General features: G+C 57.5%; 21 protein-coding genes, 1 tRNA gene and 1 pseudogene. 7 read left to right on the top strand and 16 right to left on the bottom strand.

Features of this window, described 5'->3' with window-relative positions; all coding sequences use genetic code 11:
- Nucleotides 1-32 precede the first annotated feature (32 nt).
- The 3 genes from H4P12_RS06680 to H4P12_RS06670 all read right to left on the bottom strand — a co-directional run bounded on the left by H4P12_RS06680 (nt 33) and on the right by H4P12_RS06670 (nt 3,813).
- Nucleotides 33-1,349: a flagellar hook protein FlgE gene (locus H4P12_RS06680; protein WP_187792889.1), complete on the bottom strand. Its 1,317-nt coding sequence runs from the start codon at nt 1,347-1,349 to the stop codon at nt 33-35.
- Nucleotides 1,350-1,433: 84 nt separating this feature from the next.
- On the bottom strand, nt 1,434-2,198 hold the full coding sequence (locus tag H4P12_RS06675) for a flagellar motor protein MotB (protein ID WP_187792888.1): 765 nt from the start codon (nt 2,196-2,198) through the stop codon (nt 1,434-1,436).
- 172 nt (nt 2,199-2,370) lie between these two features.
- Nucleotides 2,371-3,813: an aldehyde dehydrogenase family protein gene (locus tag H4P12_RS06670; protein ID WP_187793334.1), complete on the bottom strand. Its 1,443-nt coding sequence runs from the start codon at nt 3,811-3,813 to the stop codon at nt 2,371-2,373.
- Nucleotides 3,814-3,990: 177 nt separating this feature from the next.
- On the opposite strand from H4P12_RS06670, the gene H4P12_RS06665 reads away from it, so the two are divergent.
- Nucleotides 3,991-4,647, top strand: a complete 657-nt coding sequence (locus tag H4P12_RS06665) for a peroxiredoxin (protein ID WP_187792887.1) — start codon at nt 3,991-3,993, stop codon at nt 4,645-4,647.
- A 40-nt stretch (nt 4,648-4,687) separates the two neighbouring features.
- Here the strand turns inward: H4P12_RS06665 and H4P12_RS06660 are convergent, their stop codons facing one another.
- On the bottom strand, nt 4,688-5,521 hold the full coding sequence (locus tag H4P12_RS06660) for a glycosyltransferase family 2 protein (RefSeq protein WP_187792886.1): 834 nt from the start codon (nt 5,519-5,521) through the stop codon (nt 4,688-4,690).
- Nucleotides 5,518-6,294 carry a hypothetical protein gene (locus H4P12_RS06655; RefSeq protein ID WP_187792885.1) on the bottom strand — a complete coding sequence of 259 codons (777 nt, stop codon included), beginning with the start codon at nt 6,292-6,294 and terminating at the stop codon, nt 5,518-5,520. The genes H4P12_RS06660 and H4P12_RS06655 overlap by 4 nt, the downstream gene beginning before the upstream one ends.
- 94 nt (nt 6,295-6,388) lie before the next feature.
- Between H4P12_RS06655 and H4P12_RS06650 the strand changes: the two genes are divergently transcribed.
- The gene (locus tag H4P12_RS06650) at nt 6,389-7,294 is read left to right on the top strand and encodes a glycosyltransferase family 8 protein (RefSeq protein WP_187792884.1); all 906 of its coding nucleotides are present in this window, start codon (nt 6,389-6,391) and stop codon (nt 7,292-7,294) included.
- 66 nt (nt 7,295-7,360) lie between these two features.
- Here H4P12_RS06650 and H4P12_RS06645 read toward each other — a convergent pair whose 3' ends face one another.
- Together H4P12_RS06645 and pnp are read right to left on the bottom strand one after the other, a co-directional pair.
- A complete protein-coding gene (locus H4P12_RS06645; protein ID WP_187792883.1) occupies nt 7,361-8,386 on the bottom strand; it encodes an SGNH/GDSL hydrolase family protein in 1,026 nt (341 codons plus the stop codon).
- A 128-nt stretch (nt 8,387-8,514) separates the two neighbouring features.
- Nucleotides 8,515-10,656, bottom strand: coding sequence for a polyribonucleotide nucleotidyltransferase (pnp, locus tag H4P12_RS06640; RefSeq protein ID WP_187792882.1), 2,142 nt, complete (start codon nt 10,654-10,656; stop codon nt 8,515-8,517).
- A gap of 259 nt (nt 10,657-10,915) precedes the next feature.
- Here pnp and H4P12_RS06635 point away from each other — a divergent pair, with 259 nt between their 5' ends.
- The 3 genes from H4P12_RS06635 (at nt 10,916) to H4P12_RS06625 (ending at nt 12,507) form a co-directional block, all read left to right on the top strand.
- Nucleotides 10,916-11,524 carry a DUF2254 family protein gene (locus H4P12_RS06635; RefSeq protein ID WP_187792881.1) on the top strand — a complete coding sequence of 203 codons (609 nt, stop codon included), beginning with the start codon at nt 10,916-10,918 and terminating at the stop codon, nt 11,522-11,524.
- A gap of 65 nt (nt 11,525-11,589) precedes the next feature.
- Nucleotides 11,590-11,892 (top strand): hypothetical protein, encoded by a 303-nt coding sequence (locus tag H4P12_RS06630; protein WP_187792880.1) that lies wholly within the window; start codon nt 11,590-11,592, stop codon nt 11,890-11,892.
- Nucleotides 11,893-11,916: 24 nt separating this feature from the next.
- The gene (locus H4P12_RS06625) at nt 11,917-12,507 is read left to right on the top strand and encodes a YdeI/OmpD-associated family protein (protein WP_187792879.1); all 591 of its coding nucleotides are present in this window, start codon (nt 11,917-11,919) and stop codon (nt 12,505-12,507) included.
- Nucleotides 12,508-12,601: 94 nt separating this feature from the next.
- Here the strand turns inward: H4P12_RS06625 and H4P12_RS06620 are convergent, their stop codons facing one another.
- The 8 genes and pseudogenes from H4P12_RS06620 to H4P12_RS06590 form a co-directional block, all read right to left on the bottom strand.
- On the bottom strand, nt 12,602-12,988 hold the full coding sequence (locus H4P12_RS06620; protein ID WP_187792878.1) for a hypothetical protein: 387 nt from the start codon (nt 12,986-12,988) through the stop codon (nt 12,602-12,604).
- Nucleotides 12,985-13,500 carry a SulP family inorganic anion transporter gene (locus H4P12_RS18575; RefSeq protein ID WP_343069777.1) on the bottom strand — a complete coding sequence of 172 codons (516 nt, stop codon included), beginning with the start codon at nt 13,498-13,500 and terminating at the stop codon, nt 12,985-12,987. The genes H4P12_RS06620 and H4P12_RS18575 overlap by 4 nt, the downstream gene beginning before the upstream one ends.
- A 22-nt stretch (nt 13,501-13,522) precedes the next feature.
- A pseudogene (locus tag H4P12_RS19255) lies at nt 13,523-13,621 on the bottom strand (carbonic anhydrase); the annotation flags it as partial.
- Nucleotides 13,622-13,769: 148 nt separating this feature from the next.
- Nucleotides 13,770-14,039 carry a 30S ribosomal protein S15 gene (rpsO, locus tag H4P12_RS06610; protein ID WP_187792877.1) on the bottom strand — a complete coding sequence of 90 codons (270 nt, stop codon included), beginning with the start codon at nt 14,037-14,039 and terminating at the stop codon, nt 13,770-13,772.
- A 133-nt stretch (nt 14,040-14,172) separates the two neighbouring features.
- A complete protein-coding gene (locus tag H4P12_RS06605) occupies nt 14,173-15,114 on the bottom strand; it encodes a calcium-binding protein (protein WP_246449012.1) in 942 nt (313 codons plus the stop codon).
- A 92-nt stretch (nt 15,115-15,206) separates the two neighbouring features.
- Complete coding sequence (locus tag H4P12_RS06600; RefSeq protein WP_187792876.1) at nt 15,207-15,710, bottom strand: DUF1643 domain-containing protein; 504 nt, start codon at nt 15,708-15,710, stop codon at nt 15,207-15,209.
- 64 nt (nt 15,711-15,774) lie between these two features.
- On the bottom strand, nt 15,775-15,900 hold the full coding sequence (ykgO, locus tag H4P12_RS06595) for a type B 50S ribosomal protein L36 (RefSeq protein ID WP_042245282.1): 126 nt from the start codon (nt 15,898-15,900) through the stop codon (nt 15,775-15,777).
- A gap of 80 nt (nt 15,901-15,980) precedes the next feature.
- Nucleotides 15,981-16,055 (bottom strand) — tRNA-Val (locus tag H4P12_RS06590).
- 175 nt (nt 16,056-16,230) lie between these two features.
- On the opposite strand from H4P12_RS06590, the gene H4P12_RS06585 reads away from it, so the two are divergent.
- Nucleotides 16,231-17,079: an N-formylglutamate amidohydrolase gene (locus H4P12_RS06585; RefSeq protein WP_187792875.1), complete on the top strand. Its 849-nt coding sequence runs from the start codon at nt 16,231-16,233 to the stop codon at nt 17,077-17,079.
- Between the two features lie 26 nt (nt 17,080-17,105).
- Nucleotides 17,106-17,513 carry an NUDIX hydrolase gene (locus H4P12_RS06580; RefSeq protein ID WP_187792874.1) on the top strand — a complete coding sequence of 136 codons (408 nt, stop codon included), beginning with the start codon at nt 17,106-17,108 and terminating at the stop codon, nt 17,511-17,513.
- Here H4P12_RS06580 and H4P12_RS06575 read toward each other — a convergent pair.
- Nucleotides 17,510-18,241, bottom strand: coding sequence for a hypothetical protein (locus H4P12_RS06575; RefSeq protein ID WP_187792873.1), 732 nt, complete (start codon nt 18,239-18,241; stop codon nt 17,510-17,512). The genes H4P12_RS06580 and H4P12_RS06575 overlap by 4 nt on opposite strands.
- Nucleotides 18,242-18,306 lie beyond the last annotated feature (65 nt).

Below are 18,306 nucleotides of genomic sequence, written 5' to 3'. Positions count from 1 at the left end.
TCATCCTCCTGGCCCGCATGAAGGCATCGTCATCAGCGTTTGATATTTGTCGTTTCTTGCAGCATCTCATCGACGGTCTGGATAATTTTGGCGTTGGAGGAATAGGCACGCTGTGTCTGAATCAGGTGTGTCAGTTCCTGCGCAACATCCGTGGTGGATGCCTCACGCGCATAGCCCTGAACCGAACCCGTCGGCCCGTCCCCCGCATCCCAAAGGAAGAAGTTACCCGAGGTCGTGGAGATCTTGAATGCCTGGGCATCCGTTGAGATCAGGCCGTTTTCATTGGGCACGTCCACCAGAGGGATCTGGTAAAGGGTTTTGACAAAGCCTGTGTCATAGGTCGCTTTCAGAAACCCGTCCTCGTCAATGGCGACGCCCGCCAATTGACCGACAGGGGAGCCATTTTTAGAGATATTCGTTGGTGAGAAACTTGCCGACAACTGCCGCAGTCCTGTTGCGCCCAGCGGCGTACCGATGAAAAGGTCAATCTCACCGTCAGCAAGGGTCAGGGGAAGCACGCCGGTTACCGGATCATATGCACCGCCGCCAAGCGTCGTGACGCTGGCAATGCTACCACCATTCGCAGCACTCTCATCAAAGACAACCTCGTAGGAGCCGATCAGATTTGATGCAGGATCAGCAGCAGAGTCACGAATTTCCATCGTCCAGGTGCTGGACATACCCGTGGCATCGCTGGTGTTCGGCGTGAAGGTGATGTTCAGCGACTCCGACGTTCCAAGATTGCCGAAATATTCAATCTTGAGCGACCGAGGATCGCCGCTTGCAGTGGGTTCGGTCTCTGTCGCGGGCAGATTCACCCCCAAATTGACATATGTCGTCGGATCGCCCGCCGTCTGGTTAACCGCCAATCGAACGGGCTCCAACGCCCCGACGGAATCACGAGCGTTTAGCGGAACCGTGCCATCAGATCCGGCAGGCCAACCCATCAGAACCAGCCCCGAATCGGTTCGCAGAACGCCATTGTTGTCGGGCCGGAACGATGCGGTTCGCGTCATCATAAAGGGCAGGTCCTGAAACCCGTTATCCAGATCCACGGCCGATGTGACAGGCAACATACCACCACCGGAAACAGCGATATCCAGTGGATGGGTCGTGGTAACCAAGGCGCCATCTTCGTCAATGACCCGATGCGTCGATGCCCGGACGCCGCCCGCCGAATAGATGCCAGCCGTGCGGTGCTGGTTCAGCACGAAGGAATCAAATTCGGCTTCCATCCGCTTGTAGCCATAGGTGCCAGAATTGGCGATATTATCCGAAATCGTTGCCAGCCGGGTCGCATTTGCTGCAAGCCCAGAGACGCCGGCGTTCATCGCAGAGGACATAGACATGGAAAGCCCTTTCTTGCCTGTCGTTACTCAGCACCATCCAGCAGACGAATTAAGATTCGCCTAATGCTGGAAAACCAATCATCGCTATCTGAGTAAAATCACTTCGATTCGATTGTTCGCCGCATCCATTGGATTGCCAGATCTTTGCTTGCGATCAGCATATCCCGACACGCGCTGGATCCGCTTGGCGTCAAGCCCGGCCTGCTCTAACAGGTTGCGGACGGCATGCGCGCGCGCATCCGACAGCGCCCAGACGGGAGAGGTTTTAAGCATCTCGGGATAGGCGCGGACATGGCCGGACAGCGCAATGTCATTCCGCATATTTCCCAGAACGCGTGACAAAATACGTGTCAGCTCGGCCAAAATCACCCGAGGCTGTGCCGTATCATCAATGAAAAGCGATTCGTCTGTCAGGTCGGTCAGTTCGATGACCAACCCCTCATCCGTCATTCGCGTCACCACATGCTTCAACAGATTTGTCAGCTGCATCGATTCCGCCCCAGTGCCGGTAAGCTGGTTCTGGATCTGTTGCGCGACCTCTTCAAAGTCAGCGGCTTTTTCACTGTCTGGCATCGCCTGAGAAACGGCGTGCCGCACACCTTCCTGACGGCCATCACCGGCGGCGCCCGGCATTCTGGCAATGGTCGGGTTGAAGTAATCGGCCAGCCCGGAACGCTGTTTTTCCGTGGTGGCATTCACCAGCCACATCAGCAGGAAGAACGCCATCATGGCCGTCACGAAATCGGCATAAGCAACCTTCCACGCGCCGCCATGATGGCGCGTTTCCGCTGCCGCAGATATACGCTTGATGATAACCACCGGCCCAATCGGCCCGTTCACGTCAGCCATTGGCCACCTCGCAAGTCAAAGACCCACGGAATGTCGCGGCGAAGCAGGCATAAAACAAGTTAACGGATAAAATACTGTGTATTCAGTTATTAACACGACCCCAAGGGGGCGTATAAAAGACGGTGACGAGGATGTTTTTCGTCACCGTCCGCGTTAGATCAGGCGTATTGGTTCAGGCGTCGCGGTCCCAGCCACTTATCGCCTTGGAATCCATGAATTCTTCCAGACCGCTCAGACCACCCTCGCGTGCCCGGCCAGACATCTTCACCCCACCAAAGGCAGAGCCTGCGCCACGCGACACACCGTTCATCTCAACCATGCCCGCCTGCAATTGACGTGCAAGGCGGTTCCGGCGCTGACCGTCCTGGGTCTGAACATAGTTCGTCAAACCATAGGGCGTGTCATTCGCGATCCGAATCGCCTCTTCTTCGGTATCGAAGGGAATGATCGACAAGACAGGACCAAAGATTTCCTGTTGGGCAACTGTCATATCGTTGCTGACATCGGCGAACACGGTCGGACGGACATAATAGCCGCGATTGACGCCCTCGGGCAGGCCGGTTCCACCGGCAACCAGCCGCGCGCCTTCATCAATACCCTGCTGGATCAGACCCTGAATCTTGTCCCATTGCTGCTTGCTGACAACCGGGCCGATATGCGGGCCCGGCTGATGGGCGGTTGCGACGGCCGTGTCATTCGCCACCTTGGCCGCCGCTTCCACGGCACGGTCATAGACCGACCGTTCGACCAGCATGCGCGTCGGCGCATTGCACGACTGCCCACTATTATAGAAGCAATGCGTGGCACCGCGGATAACCGCCTGATCGTCAGCATCGGCAAAGACCAGATTGGCACCCTTGCCACCCAGTTCCAGCACGACCTTTTTCAACGTGTCGGCAGCGGCCTTGCTGATTGCGATACCTGCGCGGGTTGACCCGGTAAAGCTGATCATTGCCACGTCGGGATGTGTCGTAAGTTGGTTGCCTACCCCTGTGCCATCACCGTTCACAAGGTTGAAAACGCCCGGCGGCAGCCCAGCCTCATCCACGATTTCGGCAAAGACCATCGACGACAGTGGCGCGATTTCGGACGGCTTCAGAACGCAGGTATCGCCCGCCAGCAATGCCGGAATCACCTTTAGCGTCACCTGATTCATCGGCCAGTTCCAAGGCGTGATCAGACCGACAACGCCAACAGGTTCCCACGCGATCATCGAGCTGGGCGCATGATCGCCCAAGGGCTTCACGAATTGGAAGTCCTTGAAAGCCGTAATGAAGTTCTTGATGTGATAGCTGCCAGCGCCGGTCTGATCGTCCAGCGACATATCCTGCGGCGCGCCCATTTCGTCGGTAATGGCGGCGGCCATGTCTTTGGCCCGCTTCTCATAGACTTCCAGAATTTTTTCGATATAGGCCAGCCTTTCAGCGGGCGGGGTCGCGGACCATGCCGGGAAAGCGGCCTTGGCGGCGGCAACGGCTGCATCGGTATCCGCCTGACCACCCAGTGAAATCACAGCGACCGGTTCTTCGTTCGAAGGGTCGATGACCTCAAGGTCATTGGCCTTAACCGGATCGACCCACTGACCATTGATGTAAAACTTGCGCTTGTCTTGCAGTGTGCTCATCGCTTCCTCCGTATTCATGTCGGCGACAGGGTGATGTGATGTGATCCGGTCCGCAAGCCGAAAATGCGCTTAAAATCTCGACCAAACCACTCGTTAAAAAAGGCTGGAAATTTACCATGCTGGTCTTATGTTGACTGGGACGCAACCAACCAACCGAAAGGATGCACCATGTCATTGCGCATCAACGATGTGGCACCCGATTTCACCGCCAATTCGACCGAGGGTGAGGTTCATTTTCACGACTGGCTGGACGGCAGCTATGCCATTCTGTTCAGCCATCCGCGCGATTTCACGCCGGTCTGCACAACGGAATTCGGCGCGGTTGCACAGCTGATCCCCGAGTTTGAGAAGCGCAGCACCAAGGTCATGGGCATTTCCGTTGATTCGGTTGAGGATCATGGCAAATGGAAAACCGACATCGAAAAAATTGCCGGCTCGCCTGCAAATTTCCCGATGATTGATGACCGCGATCTGACGGTTGCGAAGGCCTATGACATGCTGCCCGCAGATTATTATCTGCCCACCGAAGGCCGCACCCCGCAGCATTCGGCAACTGTTCGCACCGTCTTTATCATCGGGCCGGACAAGAAGGTTCGACTGACCATGACCTATCCGATGTCGGTCGGTCGCAACTTTGCCGAAATCCTGCGTGCGCTGGACGCAGTTCGCAAAACCGATGGCGTGCCCCTGGCGACCCCGGCAAACTGGATTCCGGGTCAGGATGTGATCGTCGCGCTGGCCCTGGACGATCAGGCGGCCGAGGAAAAATACGGCGCACTGGATATCAAACTGCCCTATCTGCGCTTTGCCAAAGACCCAGCCTGATCAGATCGCAAAGCCCCGCCTGATATCGGGGCTTTGTGCTTCAACGTGATACAGGCCATCCATAATGCTTCAGCAAGGCATCGATTGCCTGATCATTGCCGGTGCCGTGCAAATTTTCGGACCGCAAGCTTTGCGCCTGACTGCCATCCCATTCAAGGATGCGCGCCTTGGCCCCGATTTTCTGTGCCTCGACACCATTCAGGCGGTGCATCCAGTATAGCCAGACATCATCGGACCGAGGCGCCAGTTGCGTAAACCTGTCTGCATTTGTCACATCAGGATGCAGCGATCCGGGCGCATAAATCACTCCGGAGACGCCCGTCAGAAATACCAGTGGTGATTTTTGGGCCTGTTCAATGTTGTGGTCCCAATCGACATAGGGTCGCGGCTTTCCTGTCGCATCCAGCGTCACAAGATGCGCACGATGGCAGGCAATCGCTGCACCGCCCTGTGCAGCGGCAACCAATCCGTCCAACCAATCCGCATCGTAATAAACGTCGTCATCCGCTGTCACGATATAGCTGTCTGGATATTTCAGTAGGGTCGGCACGATCTTCTTGTAAGAACGCCACCCGGGGCAAACTTCGATCTGCAACCCACTGGCGGTCAGCGCCTGAACCTCAGGGGGCACCTTGGACACGTCACCCTCATCCAGCCACAGGATCACATGATCGGGCCGAACGGTCTGACCCAGAAGACCGCGCAATGTCAAAGCCAGCGTATCGAAACGCGCCGCATAGCTGGTCAGTGATACCACGAGCGGTGCAGGCAAGCCGTGGTCGCGGCCCTTGTTCAGCGGGCGAGTGTTCAGGTCAGCCTTGGCCCTGGCGATACGGCGGCCATGCTTGAACTGGCGAAAAAGATCAGAGATCACGGATTTTCCCACGCCCGTCGCAGCCAGTCGATATTGCCGATGCGGCGATACCACTTGTGCCCACGCCCGGCAAAGACATCTTCCATCTTCGGAGCGCCTGCGAACAGCACGATCCTGGCCCCTTCGGGCAGGCTGGGATCACGGAAATAGCTGGCAAAGTTGCGCGGCACGCAGTCATTCTTGAAACTGACGCACCAGCCGCGCGGCCAGTAATGCAGGTTGCCGTGCTTTGCCAGTTGCGTGGATTGAAACTGCTGGCTGATTTCATAGTTCCGGGTCGCGGCAGCCGGATCGGCCAGATAGGCGTCCAGAATATAGGGATGCTGCCCGATCGCGAACCGGAATACGCTGGAGTTGCCGACACCATGCAGGAACTTGTCCCGTTCCGGGTTGATCTTGCGCAAGGGTTTGGGCCGGAACAGATCGTCGTCGCGAATGATATAGAAATCGCCCGGCAGATCGAAAAACGGCGTCAGATCATCCACCACGACAAGGTCGATATCCAGAAACAGCGCCGTCCCCGACAAGCCAGCCAGATCACGCCGAAATACGCCCAACTTACGCCAGCGCGTGTCATTGTGCCCCTCCGGCAGCCCCAATTCAGGCAGCGGCAAAGCCTCGACCTGCGGGTCCAGCCCGGAACTGTCATCGGTAAAGCAGATAAAGCGATGCGGACGCTGCAAGTGGCGCCGCACCTGTGCCGCCAGCCGGTTCACGTCATCGGCACTGTAAAGAGTGCCCCATTTCATCGTCAGGATACTGACAGGTTCCATCGTCTCTCCAGGTGGGACTATGTCGACGACCTTAACATTAGGCTGTATGACCTAAACGAACCAGAGATTACAATAACAGCCAAGCGGTGTTTGAATGACAACCCGACGCCCAGTCAAAATCGTCTATGTCACAGATTCAGGCTTTCTGAACCCGACCCTCGTTTCGGTGTGGAGCCTGCTCGAGACGCTTTCAGGCGATGCCGAGCTGCATTTCTGGGGTGATAATCTTTCTGATGCCGACTGGAAGAACGTTCGGCATGTCGCCGCTGGAAATCCACGTGTGACGCTGATCGAAAAGGAAATCGGGCAGGATCATCTGTGCCAAGCCGAAGGGCCAAAGGATTACATCACGGCCGCGACAATGGGGCGCCTGTTTATCCCGCGCTATATTGATGGATATGCTCTTTACATCGATGGCGACACCTTGGTGACAGGCGACGTCAGCCCGCTTTTCGATCTGGATCTGGGCACAACCTATGCAGGAGTGGTGCGTGACTTCACACTGCTGCACTGGCTTGCCGATTCAGAAGTCGCGAAAAATGAGCGTGACGCCCGCTTGGCTGAAGTTGCAGCTTTCATGGCCCCGGCCGAGTCGACCGAATATTTCAATGCAGGAATTTTGCTTCTGAATTGTGATCAAATTCGTGCAGATCCTGAAATGCAACATCGGATCGAGGACGTTCTTAGTGCATCTGCCTGCTCACACGGAGATCAGGATCACCTTAACACCCTGTTCGACGGAAACGTCACACAATTGGACATCGCCTGGAACCTGTCTTGGGGACGGGCGCAGCGACACCATTCATATTTCCGCAAGCTTGGCGTGGCGGAATACGGGGCACTGACTGGACGGCCCCGTATCCTGCATTATCACGGTCCGCAAAAGCCTTGGCGCGATCCTCGTTGGGATGTGTGGTCCAGCAAGGGCCGTGCGACCTTCCTCTACCGCAGAAGGCTGTCGCGTTTTGTTGCGCTGTATCCGCATTTGAAGCCCGTATGAACTCTAAAAGAGGGCGTTAAATTTCAGATTGACGCGACCATCACTGGACCGGTTTTCGGTATGACCTCAGGCAGCCTTGCGCTTACGACGGACCAGCCCAAAGACGAGTGCGCCGCCCAGCATCAGCGGCAGAGTGCCCGGCAGCGGAACCGGTGCGGGCGCCAATGCTTCGCGAACCGCCTCGCCAAAGGCTTCGTGGACCCGCGCACTTGGATGCACGCTGTCGAAGAACAACCGGCTTAGTGCATCCGATTCGGCGCAAACTTCGGCCTCACCATAGGCCGCTGCAGCATCTGCGTTTGGATACAGGCAGGGGCGCACACCATCGGTCAGGCCGTAAGCTTCGGGTGAGGCCTGAAGATCGCCAAGAATGCTCCACAGATCCAGCGTAGCCACCTGAACGCCGTCGCGACGCAAATCGGTGATGTTATTTGCCAGTTGTCTGTTGAACGCTTCGGACGCGGCAAGGGCTGTGCTCTGCAATGACGTCTGGAACATCGCATAGCGCGGGATGGTCGACAGGTTCGGCATGTTCGCAATCAGAAAATCACCAACACCGTTTTGTGCCAATGTCCGCGCCGTGCTGGCGATCTTGTTTGCAGCGTCGATGGCGATATCCAGAATATTTGCATCGCCCATCGCGCCCATCAGGTCATTCGCGCCGATCATGATCGACACCAGCGGATTATCCCCAAAATCCGATGCGTGATCGGCAATCAGGGTTTTGCGCTGATAATCCAGCCCCGGCGTCAGATCCCACCAGGTATCATCCTCAAGCGCCTCGGCCCCGCCATAGGCCAGATTGCCGTTGGCCTGCCCGGCGGCCTTGAAATCCTCGGCGACATATTCTGCCCATGAGCGACCGTTGGTGAAGCGCCCCTCGTAATAGGCATTGGTGCCGGCTTGATCCGAATAATTCCAGTCGGTGCCCACGCCATAGGCCAGATAGGACAGGTTGCCATTGTCGGACAGGCTGTCGCCCAAAGCCCAGAAGCTTGTGTAGCTGTCGGCCAAGGTCGCGGCACTTGCCTGCCCAACCATAAAGACAGTCACCGCCATGGCAGAGGCGGTATTGATCACTCTTGAATGCATCTTGGTTCCTCCCTGAACGGCCGAAGCCTAGCATTGTCACTTTCGATATCAAAAGCGTGACCATAGGGCAGGGTAACGAAAAAGGCCCCGGAAAATCCGGGGCCTTTCGTGAATCGGGAAGAACCGGCTTACGCTTCGGTTTCTTCTTTGGATTCGACGATTTCTTCGCCGGTTGCCTGATCGACCATCTTCATGCCAAGGCGAACCTTGCCGCGATCGTCAAAGCCCAGCAGCTTGACCTTGACCTCTTGGCCCTCTTTCAGGACTTCCGAAGGATGGGTCAGGCGCTTGTTGGCGATCTGGCTGACGTGAACCAGACCATCGCGCTTGCCGAAGAAGTTCACAAACGCGCCAAAGTCGACCAGTTTGACGACCTTACCGGTGTAAATCTTGCCTTCTTCCGGCTCTGCCACGATCGAATAGATCATGTCATAGGCCTTCTGGATCGAATCGGCATTGGCCGAGGCGATCTTGATGACGCCGTCATCGTTGATATCAACCTTGGCACCCGAAACTTCGACGATCTCACGAATGACCTTACCGCCCGAGCCGATCACTTCGCGGATCTTGTCGGTGGGAATGTTCATCGTTTCGATCCGCGGAGCGTGGGCCGAGAAGGAACCCGCTTCGGTGATCGCTTTCGACATTTCGCCCAGGATATGCAGACGACCGTCCTTGGCCTGCGCCAAAGCCTGTTCCATGATTTCCGGCGTGATGCCGGCAACCTTGATGTCCATCTGCAGGCTGGTGATCCCATCGGCGGTGCCAGCAACCTTGAAGTCCATGTCGCCCAGGTGGTCTTCGTCACCCAGAATGTCCGTCAGAACGGCATAGCTGCCATCGTCTTCCAGAACCAGGCCCATGGCAACGCCTGCAACCGGTGCCTTCAACGGAACACCAGCATCCATCATCGACAGCGAACCACCGCAAACCGACGCCATCGAGGACGAACCGTTCGATTCGGTGATCTCGGACACGACGCGGATGGTATAGGGGAAGTCGGTCGCAGCCGGCAGAACGGCTTGCAACGCACGCCATGCCAGTTTGCCGTGACCAATCTCGCGACGGCCCGGCGATCCCACGCGGCCAACTTCGCCGACCGAATAGGGCGGGAAGTTGTAATGCAGCAGGAAGTTGCTGCGCGAATTGCCATGCAACGCGTCGATGATCTGTTCGTCGTCGCCGGTGCCCAGCGTGGTCACGACCAGCGCCTGCGTTTCACCACGGGTGAACAGGGCCGAGCCATGGGTGCGGGGCAGAACGCCCACTTCGCTGTCGATGGCGCGAACCGTCTTGGTGTCGCGGCCGTCGATGCGTTTGCCGTTCTTGACCACATCACCGCGCAGAACGCCCGATTCCAGCTTTTTCAGCGCCGAACCAAGGTTCGGATCCGCCAGTTCGTCTTCGGACAGTTCGGCCACGATCGTTTCGCGAACGACCTGAATCGCATCGCGACGTTCGCTTTTGTCGATGATGGCATAGGCGTTGCGCATACCGTCTTCGCCCAGGGTTTTCACACGCTGATACAGTGCGCTGTAATCAGGCGACTGAAAGTCGAACGGCTCTTTTGCGGCGTCTTCGGCCAGATCGATGATCAGGTCGATAACCGGCTGCATCTGCTCGTGACCGAATTTCACGGCGCCCAGCATTTCCTCTTCGGTCAGCTCGTAGGCTTCCGATTCGACCATCATCACGGCGTCTTTGGTGCCAGCAACGACCAGATCCAGACGCTGTTCGGGGTTGTTGCGCAGCTGGTCCATATCCGAAACTTCCGGGTTCAGGACATATTCGCCATCGACGAAACCAACGCGTGCCGCACCGATCGGGCCCATGAACGGAACGCCTGAAATGGTCAGCGCAGCCGAGGCGGCGATCATGGCGACGATATCGGGATCGTTGACCAGATCATGCGACAGCACGGTGCACATCACCAGCACTTCATTCTTGAAGCCCGGTGCAAACAACGGACGGCACGGACGGTCGATCAGACGCGCGGTCAGCGTCTCTTTCTCGGACGGGCGTGCTTCACGTTTGAAGAAACCGCCGGGGATTTTACCGGCAGCGTAGTATTTTTCCTGATAGTGAACCGTCAGCGGGAAAAAGTCCTGACCCGGTTTCGGTTCTTTCGCGAAGGTCACGTTGGCCATGACGCTGGTTTCGCCCAAAGTGGCGATGACCGAGCCGTCAGCCTGACGGGCAACCTTGCCCGTTTCCAGTGTCAGAGTGTCCTGACCCCACTGAATGGATTTCTTGACTGCATCAAATTTCATCTGATTTCCTCTGAGTGCGATCCGGCCCTCCGGTCGCCTCTTGCCAAATGGCGGCCCCATTGCCGCCGCCCCTATCCTTATGCATGTGCCCCGGGGCGTGGGCGTCACGTCATAGATAGGCGGCCTTTACATGAATTTCACGGGTATGGGAAGTGGACTTGCATGGTGCAGCAAACGGTCATTGCGATTGACGCAACCACATGCCCGTCAAGCGCGTTTGCGTTTATCCTTTACGGACAAAACGCTTTCCGGGGGCAGCATGGGAAAACTCAGCTGGTCGCTTGGCCGCGCCAGTCAAACACGGATGGCGCATGTCTCGGCCTATGCGGTGGTGGGGCTGCTGGCGGCTCTCATCGCATCGTTGTCGTCGCGCCATCTGCCTTGGCCTTTGCCGCTGGATATTACTGTGGATGCGATTGACAGCCTGTCGAGCATCCCGGCCACCAGTATGTTGACGGTTACGATCTTTGCCATCGTCGGGTTGGTGGCTTTGAAGATCAGCGCCTATGGCCCGCAAGGCCGCGCGGTGGTGTTTGTCGTCACGCTTGTCGTTATTTCATCGATCGCGCTGGCGTTGTTACGCCTGATCGAGCGGCTGACCAAGCTGGGGCAGGTCATAGATACGGCCGGACGCATCGAATTAGCGACCTATGACGCAATGAAATATCGGCTGAAGCACCCGTTCTTGGGTGGTCGCCAGTTACCGAAGCCCCAAGACCATCGGTCTGGAATCCCTATTCTGGCAGACACTGTCGGCTATGTTCAATTCATCGCCGCCGGGGCGCTGAGCGCGATCTGCACCGATGACGAAAAGGAACGGCTGACGCAGGTTTACGGTCAGGCGGGCGCGGAGAAAGCCGTCGCATAAGCGGCCGGTTTTCCGAAACGAAGAACAATGCTAACCTCAACCTGATCGGTCCTTCGGAGCTTGCGATGCGCCCTGTCCTTTTCCTGCTGCCCCCCGGCTTGCGTTTGCTGCCACTTGTCTTGCTGACGGCCTGCACCCAAGCGGCGGCACCAGCCAGTTCCGACGTCGACATTCGCAGCCAGCAACAGGCGGCGTGCACTGCGACGGTTGCGACCCATCTTAACAAATCCATCGTCGACATCACCGCACGCTGGCTGTCCGAAGCTGACGGCATCGCCAATGTCGAGGCGATCGACGGCGACCGGCGGCATCTTTGCAATGTTGACGCAACCGGCAGGGTTGTCAGCTATTCACATCCACGGGAATAACCACCCCTGAAACCAGAGGATCAGATGCCTGACACCAACTCCAAGGCCAGTGCATTCTTTGAAAAGCTGACTGATTGGCGCGACGAATTGCACGCCTTGCGCGCAATCCTTCTGGACACCCCACTGACCGAGGAATTCAAGTGGCATTCCCCTGTCTATACCTATGATGGCGGCAATGTCGCGATTGTCTGGGGCTTCAAGGATCGCGCGACGCTGGGCTTTTTCAAAGGCATCCTTCTGACAGATCCACAGAACATCCTGGAGCTACCGGGTGAAAATTCCCGGTCGTCCAAGATCGTGAACTTCACCGATGTGGCGCAGATCAAGGCAGCCGAAGAAACGATCCGGGCCTATATCGCCGAAGCGATCCAGGTCGAAGAATCCGGCGCAAAGATCAGCTTTCCCAAGGATGATCTGGAATATCCCGAAGAACTGATCCGTCGACTGGATGGCGATGATAGATTCAAAGCCGCTTTCGAAGCGCTGACACCCGGCCGTCAACGTGGCTGGGTGCTGCATTTTTCCACGGCCAAACAATCGAAAACACGCGACGCACGCATCGAAAAGGCCGCGCCCAAAATCCTTGCGGGCAAAGGCATGAATGACTGGTCCTAGACCGACGGAAACCTGCGCGACCTCATGCGATGCCCCCGCCAGCACTGTCGGCGCGCTGGCAGGGTAGGTTAACAGGGTAGGTTAGCCGCATGGCTTAACCCGTTGCCGTCGCAAATTGCTTCACAATTCGGCCCAGCAAAGGCTGCGCATTGCGTGGTGGCGTCATCTCGATCCGTTGACCGGCTTTGGTCTGACGACGAATCCGGTCGGTGAAGGTTTCCGCGCTGGTATGATCCTCATAGCGCAAACGCCGGGTGTTCAGATGAAGCGCCTGTTCTTCGGGCAAACCTTCCAAAGCCTCAAGAAATTTCGGGACGTCTTTGCAGGTCACGGCACCGGTCAAAGACAGCTCGACCCCGTGATGATGCTGCCGGCAGGTGACAGAAAACCGACGGCGGATATAGGGCACCACCTCGACCAGTGAAATGGCGATACCCACTGCAACGCCGATCAGCAGATCGTGCAGGACGACCGTCGTCATGGTCGCCCCCGGATTGCCAGCGGAAGCGCACCATAGCGTTTCAGCAGATCGCGAATTTGCTGCAAGCCGATCAGCGTCAATCCCGTTACCAAAAGCACGGCAGCCGGTGCAGTCAGCGGAACAAGCCCCAAGACGCTTGGGATCAGGGCGACCAGCGCCAGAATCCAGACCCCGCGCAAGATGGCCGAAACCCGTGTTTTCGCACCTGCCTGCACATTGGCCGAGGAACGCACGATCACGCCTGTCCGCGGCGGGCCGCCCAACAGGCCGGCCAAGCCATTGCCCACACCCTGCGCGATCAATTCCTTGTTCAGCCGGGTGCGCGGGCCGTCATGCATCCGGTCAGCCGAATAGGTGGCGTAACTGTGGCGCAACCAACTGGCGACGTTCGGCATAGGCCCTACCGAATGCGGGCAGCACAGCCCTTTCTTCGCGCCGCAGTCGGAATGTCCGCAGAGGATGATATCGCTGACATTCAGCGCCATGACTGCATATTCGATTGCCGAGGACACCTCTATTCATGGTCGAAAATCGCGGCACGATATTGCCTGCATTACGGCAAACGAACAGCTTTCCGGGGCCGGATTGAGTGATCTTGTCCGGCATAACGCGGTAGTCTGTGCAAGAAACCATTATTGCCCGTGGCTTCTGCCCGCTTTGGGCAAGTTTGCGACACAGTCAGAAAAATACCTTCAAATCAGCGCATGTCTTTCGGCATGCCCAACGCAAAACGCCCGCAGTCTTCGCTGCGGGCGTTTGAATGTCCACCAGACAGTGCCGATTAGCGACGGATGCCCAGACGCTTGATCAGGTCCTGATAGCGGCCTTCGTCTTTGCCCTTCAGATAGTCCAGCAGCTTACGACGCTGAGCAACCATCATCAGCAGCCCACGGCGGCTGTGGTTGTCTTTCTTGTGCGTCTTGAAATGCTCGGTCAGGGTGGTGATACGCGAGGTCAGGATCGCGACTTGCACTTCCGGCGAACCAGTATCGCCTTCTTTCGTGCCGAATTCTTTGATGACGCGGTTCTTTTCTTCGACGGTGATCGACATCGGGATCTCCTTTCGGATTAGGGGTTATGGCACAGGCCGGGATGTCGTCCAGCGCAGGCCCGTGGAGTACCCGCCGTAGCGGATGAGCGCGTATAGGCGATGCGAAATCGGAATGAAAGGAATTTCTGGCCTGTCAGCCCGGCAATCGTTCGATAATGATATCCGTGGTTTTCAGATCGCCCGCCTGCAAAAGCCGCCCGATCGGCTCACCATTGACTGTCAGAACCGACGTGCCATCCGCGTCCTGCCGCAGATCCAGTTGCACGTCATCTACAATTTTCTCAGGGAGATGCAGAACGATCTGATCTTCGCGGGCATCGAAATCAGCAATGATCGGGATTTCGCCCCCTGTATGGCCCAGAACAAAGCGGTCATTCCCTTGTAATCCTTCGGCAAAATCACCGGCGCCGGGCATCAGGGTATCGTTCCCATCACCGCCCCGCAGAAATACGGTCTGCGCATCGCCGTGCCCAACCAGTTGATCGTCGCCATCGCCGCCGTCCAGATCATCTGCACCGCCGCCAGAGACCAGCACATCATCGCCGTCGTTGCCGGATAGCCAGTCCGTTCCCCTGCCGCCGAATTGGGTGTCGTCACCCTCACCGCCCAGCAGCGTGTCATTGCCGTCGTCGCCCCAGATCAGGTCGTGTCCCCCCTGCCCCGCAAGCGAATCATTCCCGTCCCCGCCATGGATTTCATCATCGCCGCCGGCGCCATAATCGCCTTCGCCCTGAACCCAGTCGTCACCATCACCTCCGTAAATGTTATCGGCACCCTGCCCGCCGCGCAGATCATCGGCATCGCCCCAACCGATCAAAGTGTCGTCACCATCGCCACCCATCAGAAAATCAGCGGACTCATCGCCCGTCACTCTGGCGCCACCATCCGTTTCCGGCTGAGGATTGGCGCCACCCGTCACTTCGCTGACCGCGCCTGGCATCGTCGATGGCGGATCATCGTCCGGAATGGGCGGAGCCGTTGGCTCATCCCCTGGCTCGGCATGATCGCCGCCGCTGGAAAAATCGACCGCAAGGCCGATTGTAAACAGCGCCATCAACGCCGCAATCGTCAACATTTCCCGCGCCTTTCGCGTGAATCAAAGGATGTAACCGGATTCATCCATACCGCCACCCGGCAGCGTTAACGAAATATTATCTTACCAAAGAGTTAACGCCACAATTCGGGCTGAACCGCATATGAAATATAAAGCGGGTGGCGGGGCAAACCCGCCTTGGTCAGACCCAGGTGCCACAGTTCGCAATTTGCCGACCGGAACAGATCCTTCACCTCGGCGTCACGCCCGCGATGTGCGCCGTGCACCCCCCAGCCACACAGGATCAGGTCCGCCCAAACGGCCGCCTGGCGCAGCATGTCGTCATTGCTGGACCCAACCGGCAACTCCGCCCGCTTCAGGTCCCGTGGATCCGTCGCACGAAACGCAAACAGATTCATCACCCGGAACGCGCCACAATCCAGCTGTCGGGCGCGCCTTTCACAACGCTCGATCGTTGGATCGTTACGCAATTCATCTGCGGTCGAGGGGTTCAGCATCACGAACATGATCTTGCCCCCCGCACCCCATTCCCGCGTCAGCGCATAGCGATAGGTTTCGCAATCCGAATAGATCGCGGTGGACCGGGTGCCGTGCTGCTGGTGCGTTCTGACAATCATGCTGAGGCCATGAAAAAACCCGCCGGATTGGCGGGTTGTTTCGTTTTCACAGTGATCCCGCAGATCAGCCCTGACGGGCCTTGAAGCGGCGGTTGGTCTTGTTGATCACATAAATGCGGCCCTTGCGGCGCACGACTTGGCAGTCGCGGTGCCGGCTCTTGAGCGAGCGGAGCGAGTTGCGAACCTTCATCGGTCTTCTCCATCGTCGCGGCGCGTCGCTGCCGCTTGGAAAACGAAATGCCCCCGACATGGCCGGGGGCGGCGAAATAATGGTGGGCGGTACTGGGATCGAACCAGTGGCCACTACGATGTCAACGTAGTGCTCTACCGCTGAGCTAACCGCCCGTTCCTTGGTGATTCTGCCGTTTTCCTGTTAGAAACAAAGCTGAACCGCCGTGGTCCGCGTGTCTATATAGCTGTGATTTGAAGGTTTCAAGAGCTATTGGAGCAAGAAAGATGTGGTTTATATATACTACCTGAAACAGCTGTTCCGAGTCTGCCCGTGACTGACCAATCAGATATGCCCGTCCTGATAAGCAAACCCAAACATTGGGTGAGTGGTGTCATTTTTGGATCCCCTCACTCGGGTAACATCTATCCGGACTGGTTCATGTCCGGGACCAGATTATCGAAAGAAGCGGTGCGTTCATCAGAAGACGCATTCGTTGACCAATTCATTGAAAAAGCAGATGAATTTGGCGCCGCAACGATCCGCGCACAGGTGCCGCGCTGCATCGTCGATCTGAACCGGGGGGCAGATGAAATCGACCCTCTGGTGGTGCGGGGCGTGCCGCGACATCCGCTGAACCAGCGCACTTTGGCCGGGCTTGGCGTGATTCCCCGCGTCGTCGCTCAGGGCCGGACGATTCACGACCGCCCGATTGACCGGCAAGAGGCCGAGCGCCGAATCAATACTTATTGGCGGCCATATCATCAGGCCCTGGCCGGACTTATCGCCGAAGCCCGTGCCCGATTCGGTCAGGCCATCCTGATCGACATGCACTCGATGCCGGCGGACGCGCTGAACCACCTTGGCGAACCACGGCCGGATATCGTCCTGGGCAATCGGCACGGTCTTTCAGCCTCGGCCCGCGTGACCGAGGCGGTGATTATGGCTGCAAAGGAAGAAGGCTGGAAGGTCCGCGTCAATTCCCCCTTCTCGGGGGCATATATCTGTTCTGCTTATGGTCGCCCGGGTCGCAACGTCCATGTCGTGCAGATGGAAATCAATCGTTCGCTTTACATGGATGAAAAGACGATCACCCCACTGCCCGAATTTGACCTGTTCGTGGCCAAGATTTCACGGGCGATCCGCAGTTTGGCAACCTTTGACAGCATCACCGCTGATACCGGAATCGCCGCAGAATAGGCCCGCACGATAGGCCCGCACGGCACATGGACCATAGCCCCTTCAACGGCGCCAAACTGCTTCTGACGCAGCGGGGGATGATGTTGACCTATCTGCGCGACGACTTCGCCCACCTGCCCTATCCGTCCCACTGGGACTTGCCCGGCGGCGGTCGAGAGGGTCATGAAACCCCGATCGAATGCGCTTTGCGCGAGTTGGACGAGGAATTTTCCCTGAACCTGTCGGCTGATCGGTTGACCGGGCGTGAATTTCCTTCGGCCCACCAACCGGGCGCGGTGTCGTGGCTGTTTATCGGACAGCTGACGAGGGCTGAAATCACAACGATTCAATTCGGCAATGAAGGGCAGCGCTGGTGCATGATGCCAATCACCGACTACCTGAGACATCCGCAAGCCATCCCGCATTTTCAGCGATGGATTCGGCACGTTCTTTAGCGAAACGCAGCGACGCCACGCACCAGGGGGCGCATCGCATCGCCTTTTACCGCCCAACTGGTCGCAAAGGCGAAACAGGCGATGGTTTCCAGCCAGAAAACCGGGTTCAGCGCCGCCAGATATTCATCGCCGCCAGTGACGATGATCAGCCCCGCCAAACCGATGCTGACGACGATCAGCCAGCCACAAATCCGATATATCCTGTTGGAGGCCCGCTTTTCCTCACCATCCACCTCTCCTTTTACGAAAAGGATCAGACAATAGACGGCCAGCGCGGCGAAAAAGCCGAATGCCGCCAGAATATGCAGCAATGACGCAGCTTCCGCGCCCAGGACACATTGCAACAACGTGCATTGCTGCAGCAAAAGCGCAGGATCGGCCGACAGGGCATTTTCCGGTGCCGTCGGGGCCAGGGCCACAAGCGCCGCGCAAAGCGCGGCAATTTGCGCGGTCGCGCGGTCGGAAATCATATCTCCCGCTTCGGGGCGAAAACCTTCATAGCTGTATAGAAAGACGGCCTGCGCAATCATCGCGCCAACAAACACCTCTCTCATCGGGGTGTAATAGGCAGCTGAAAGACTGGCCGGAATCTCTGCCGCAGCGATGCCATACACGATCAGCGCAAACGGCAGGAAAAAGCCAAGCACCCCGATGGCGCGGCGAACGGCAAGGAAGGACAACACCAGATCGTTATGCGACTTTTGTGTAATGCCCTGATCATCCGGCATGATCCGCCCCCAATTTTTCGTTCTCTACAATGAAGCGGGCTAAAGGGCGGGTCAATGGTGCAGAC

Origin of the sequence: Paracoccus amoyensis (assembly GCF_014490725.1) — a bacterium.
GTDB classification, from domain to species: domain Bacteria; phylum Pseudomonadota; class Alphaproteobacteria; order Rhodobacterales; family Rhodobacteraceae; genus Paracoccus; species Paracoccus amoyensis.
Note: the sequence above shows the minus strand (reverse complement) of the source record. Positions and strands in the feature narration are given on the sequence as shown.

Bases quoted from the DNA above. Each gene is read 5' to 3' on its own strand.
- H4P12_RS06585 (WP_187792875.1), top strand. From the start codon at position 16,231: ATGCCCGTCCTGATAAGCAAACCCAAACATTGGGTGAGTGGTGTCATT.
- H4P12_RS06675 (WP_187792888.1), bottom strand. From the start codon at position 2,198: ATGGCTGACGTGAACGGGCCGATTGGGCCGGTGGTTATCATCAAGCGT.
- H4P12_RS06600 (WP_187792876.1), bottom strand. From the start codon at position 15,710: ATGATTGTCAGAACGCACCAGCAGCACGGCACCCGGTCCACCGCGATC.
- H4P12_RS06625 (WP_187792879.1), top strand. From the start codon at position 11,917: ATGCCTGACACCAACTCCAAGGCCAGTGCATTCTTTGAAAAGCTGACT.
- H4P12_RS06645 (WP_187792883.1), bottom strand. From the start codon at position 8,386: ATGCATTCAAGAGTGATCAATACCGCCTCTGCCATGGCGGTGACTGTC.
- pnp (WP_187792882.1), bottom strand. From the start codon at position 10,656: ATGAAATTTGATGCAGTCAAGAAATCCATTCAGTGGGGTCAGGACACT.
- H4P12_RS06665 (WP_187792887.1), top strand. From the start codon at position 3,991: ATGTCATTGCGCATCAACGATGTGGCACCCGATTTCACCGCCAATTCG.
- H4P12_RS06580 (WP_187792874.1), top strand. From the start codon at position 17,106: ATGGACCATAGCCCCTTCAACGGCGCCAAACTGCTTCTGACGCAGCGG.
- H4P12_RS06655 (WP_187792885.1), bottom strand. From the start codon at position 6,294: ATGGAACCTGTCAGTATCCTGACGATGAAATGGGGCACTCTTTACAGT.
- H4P12_RS06575 (WP_187792873.1), bottom strand. From the start codon at position 18,241: ATGCCGGATGATCAGGGCATTACACAAAAGTCGCATAACGATCTGGTG.
- H4P12_RS06620 (WP_187792878.1), bottom strand. From the start codon at position 12,988: ATGACGACGGTCGTCCTGCACGATCTGCTGATCGGCGTTGCAGTGGGT.
- H4P12_RS06680 (WP_187792889.1), bottom strand. From the start codon at position 1,349: ATGTCTATGTCCTCTGCGATGAACGCCGGCGTCTCTGGGCTTGCAGCA.
- H4P12_RS06635 (WP_187792881.1), top strand. From the start codon at position 10,916: ATGGGAAAACTCAGCTGGTCGCTTGGCCGCGCCAGTCAAACACGGATG.
- H4P12_RS06630 (WP_187792880.1), top strand. From the start codon at position 11,590: ATGCGCCCTGTCCTTTTCCTGCTGCCCCCCGGCTTGCGTTTGCTGCCA.
- H4P12_RS06650 (WP_187792884.1), top strand. From the start codon at position 6,389: ATGACAACCCGACGCCCAGTCAAAATCGTCTATGTCACAGATTCAGGC.
- H4P12_RS06605 (WP_246449012.1), bottom strand. From the start codon at position 15,114: ATGTTGACGATTGCGGCGTTGATGGCGCTGTTTACAATCGGCCTTGCG.
- ykgO (WP_042245282.1), bottom strand. From the start codon at position 15,900: ATGAAGGTTCGCAACTCGCTCCGCTCGCTCAAGAGCCGGCACCGCGAC.
- rpsO (WP_187792877.1), bottom strand. From the start codon at position 14,039: ATGTCGATCACCGTCGAAGAAAAGAACCGCGTCATCAAAGAATTCGGC.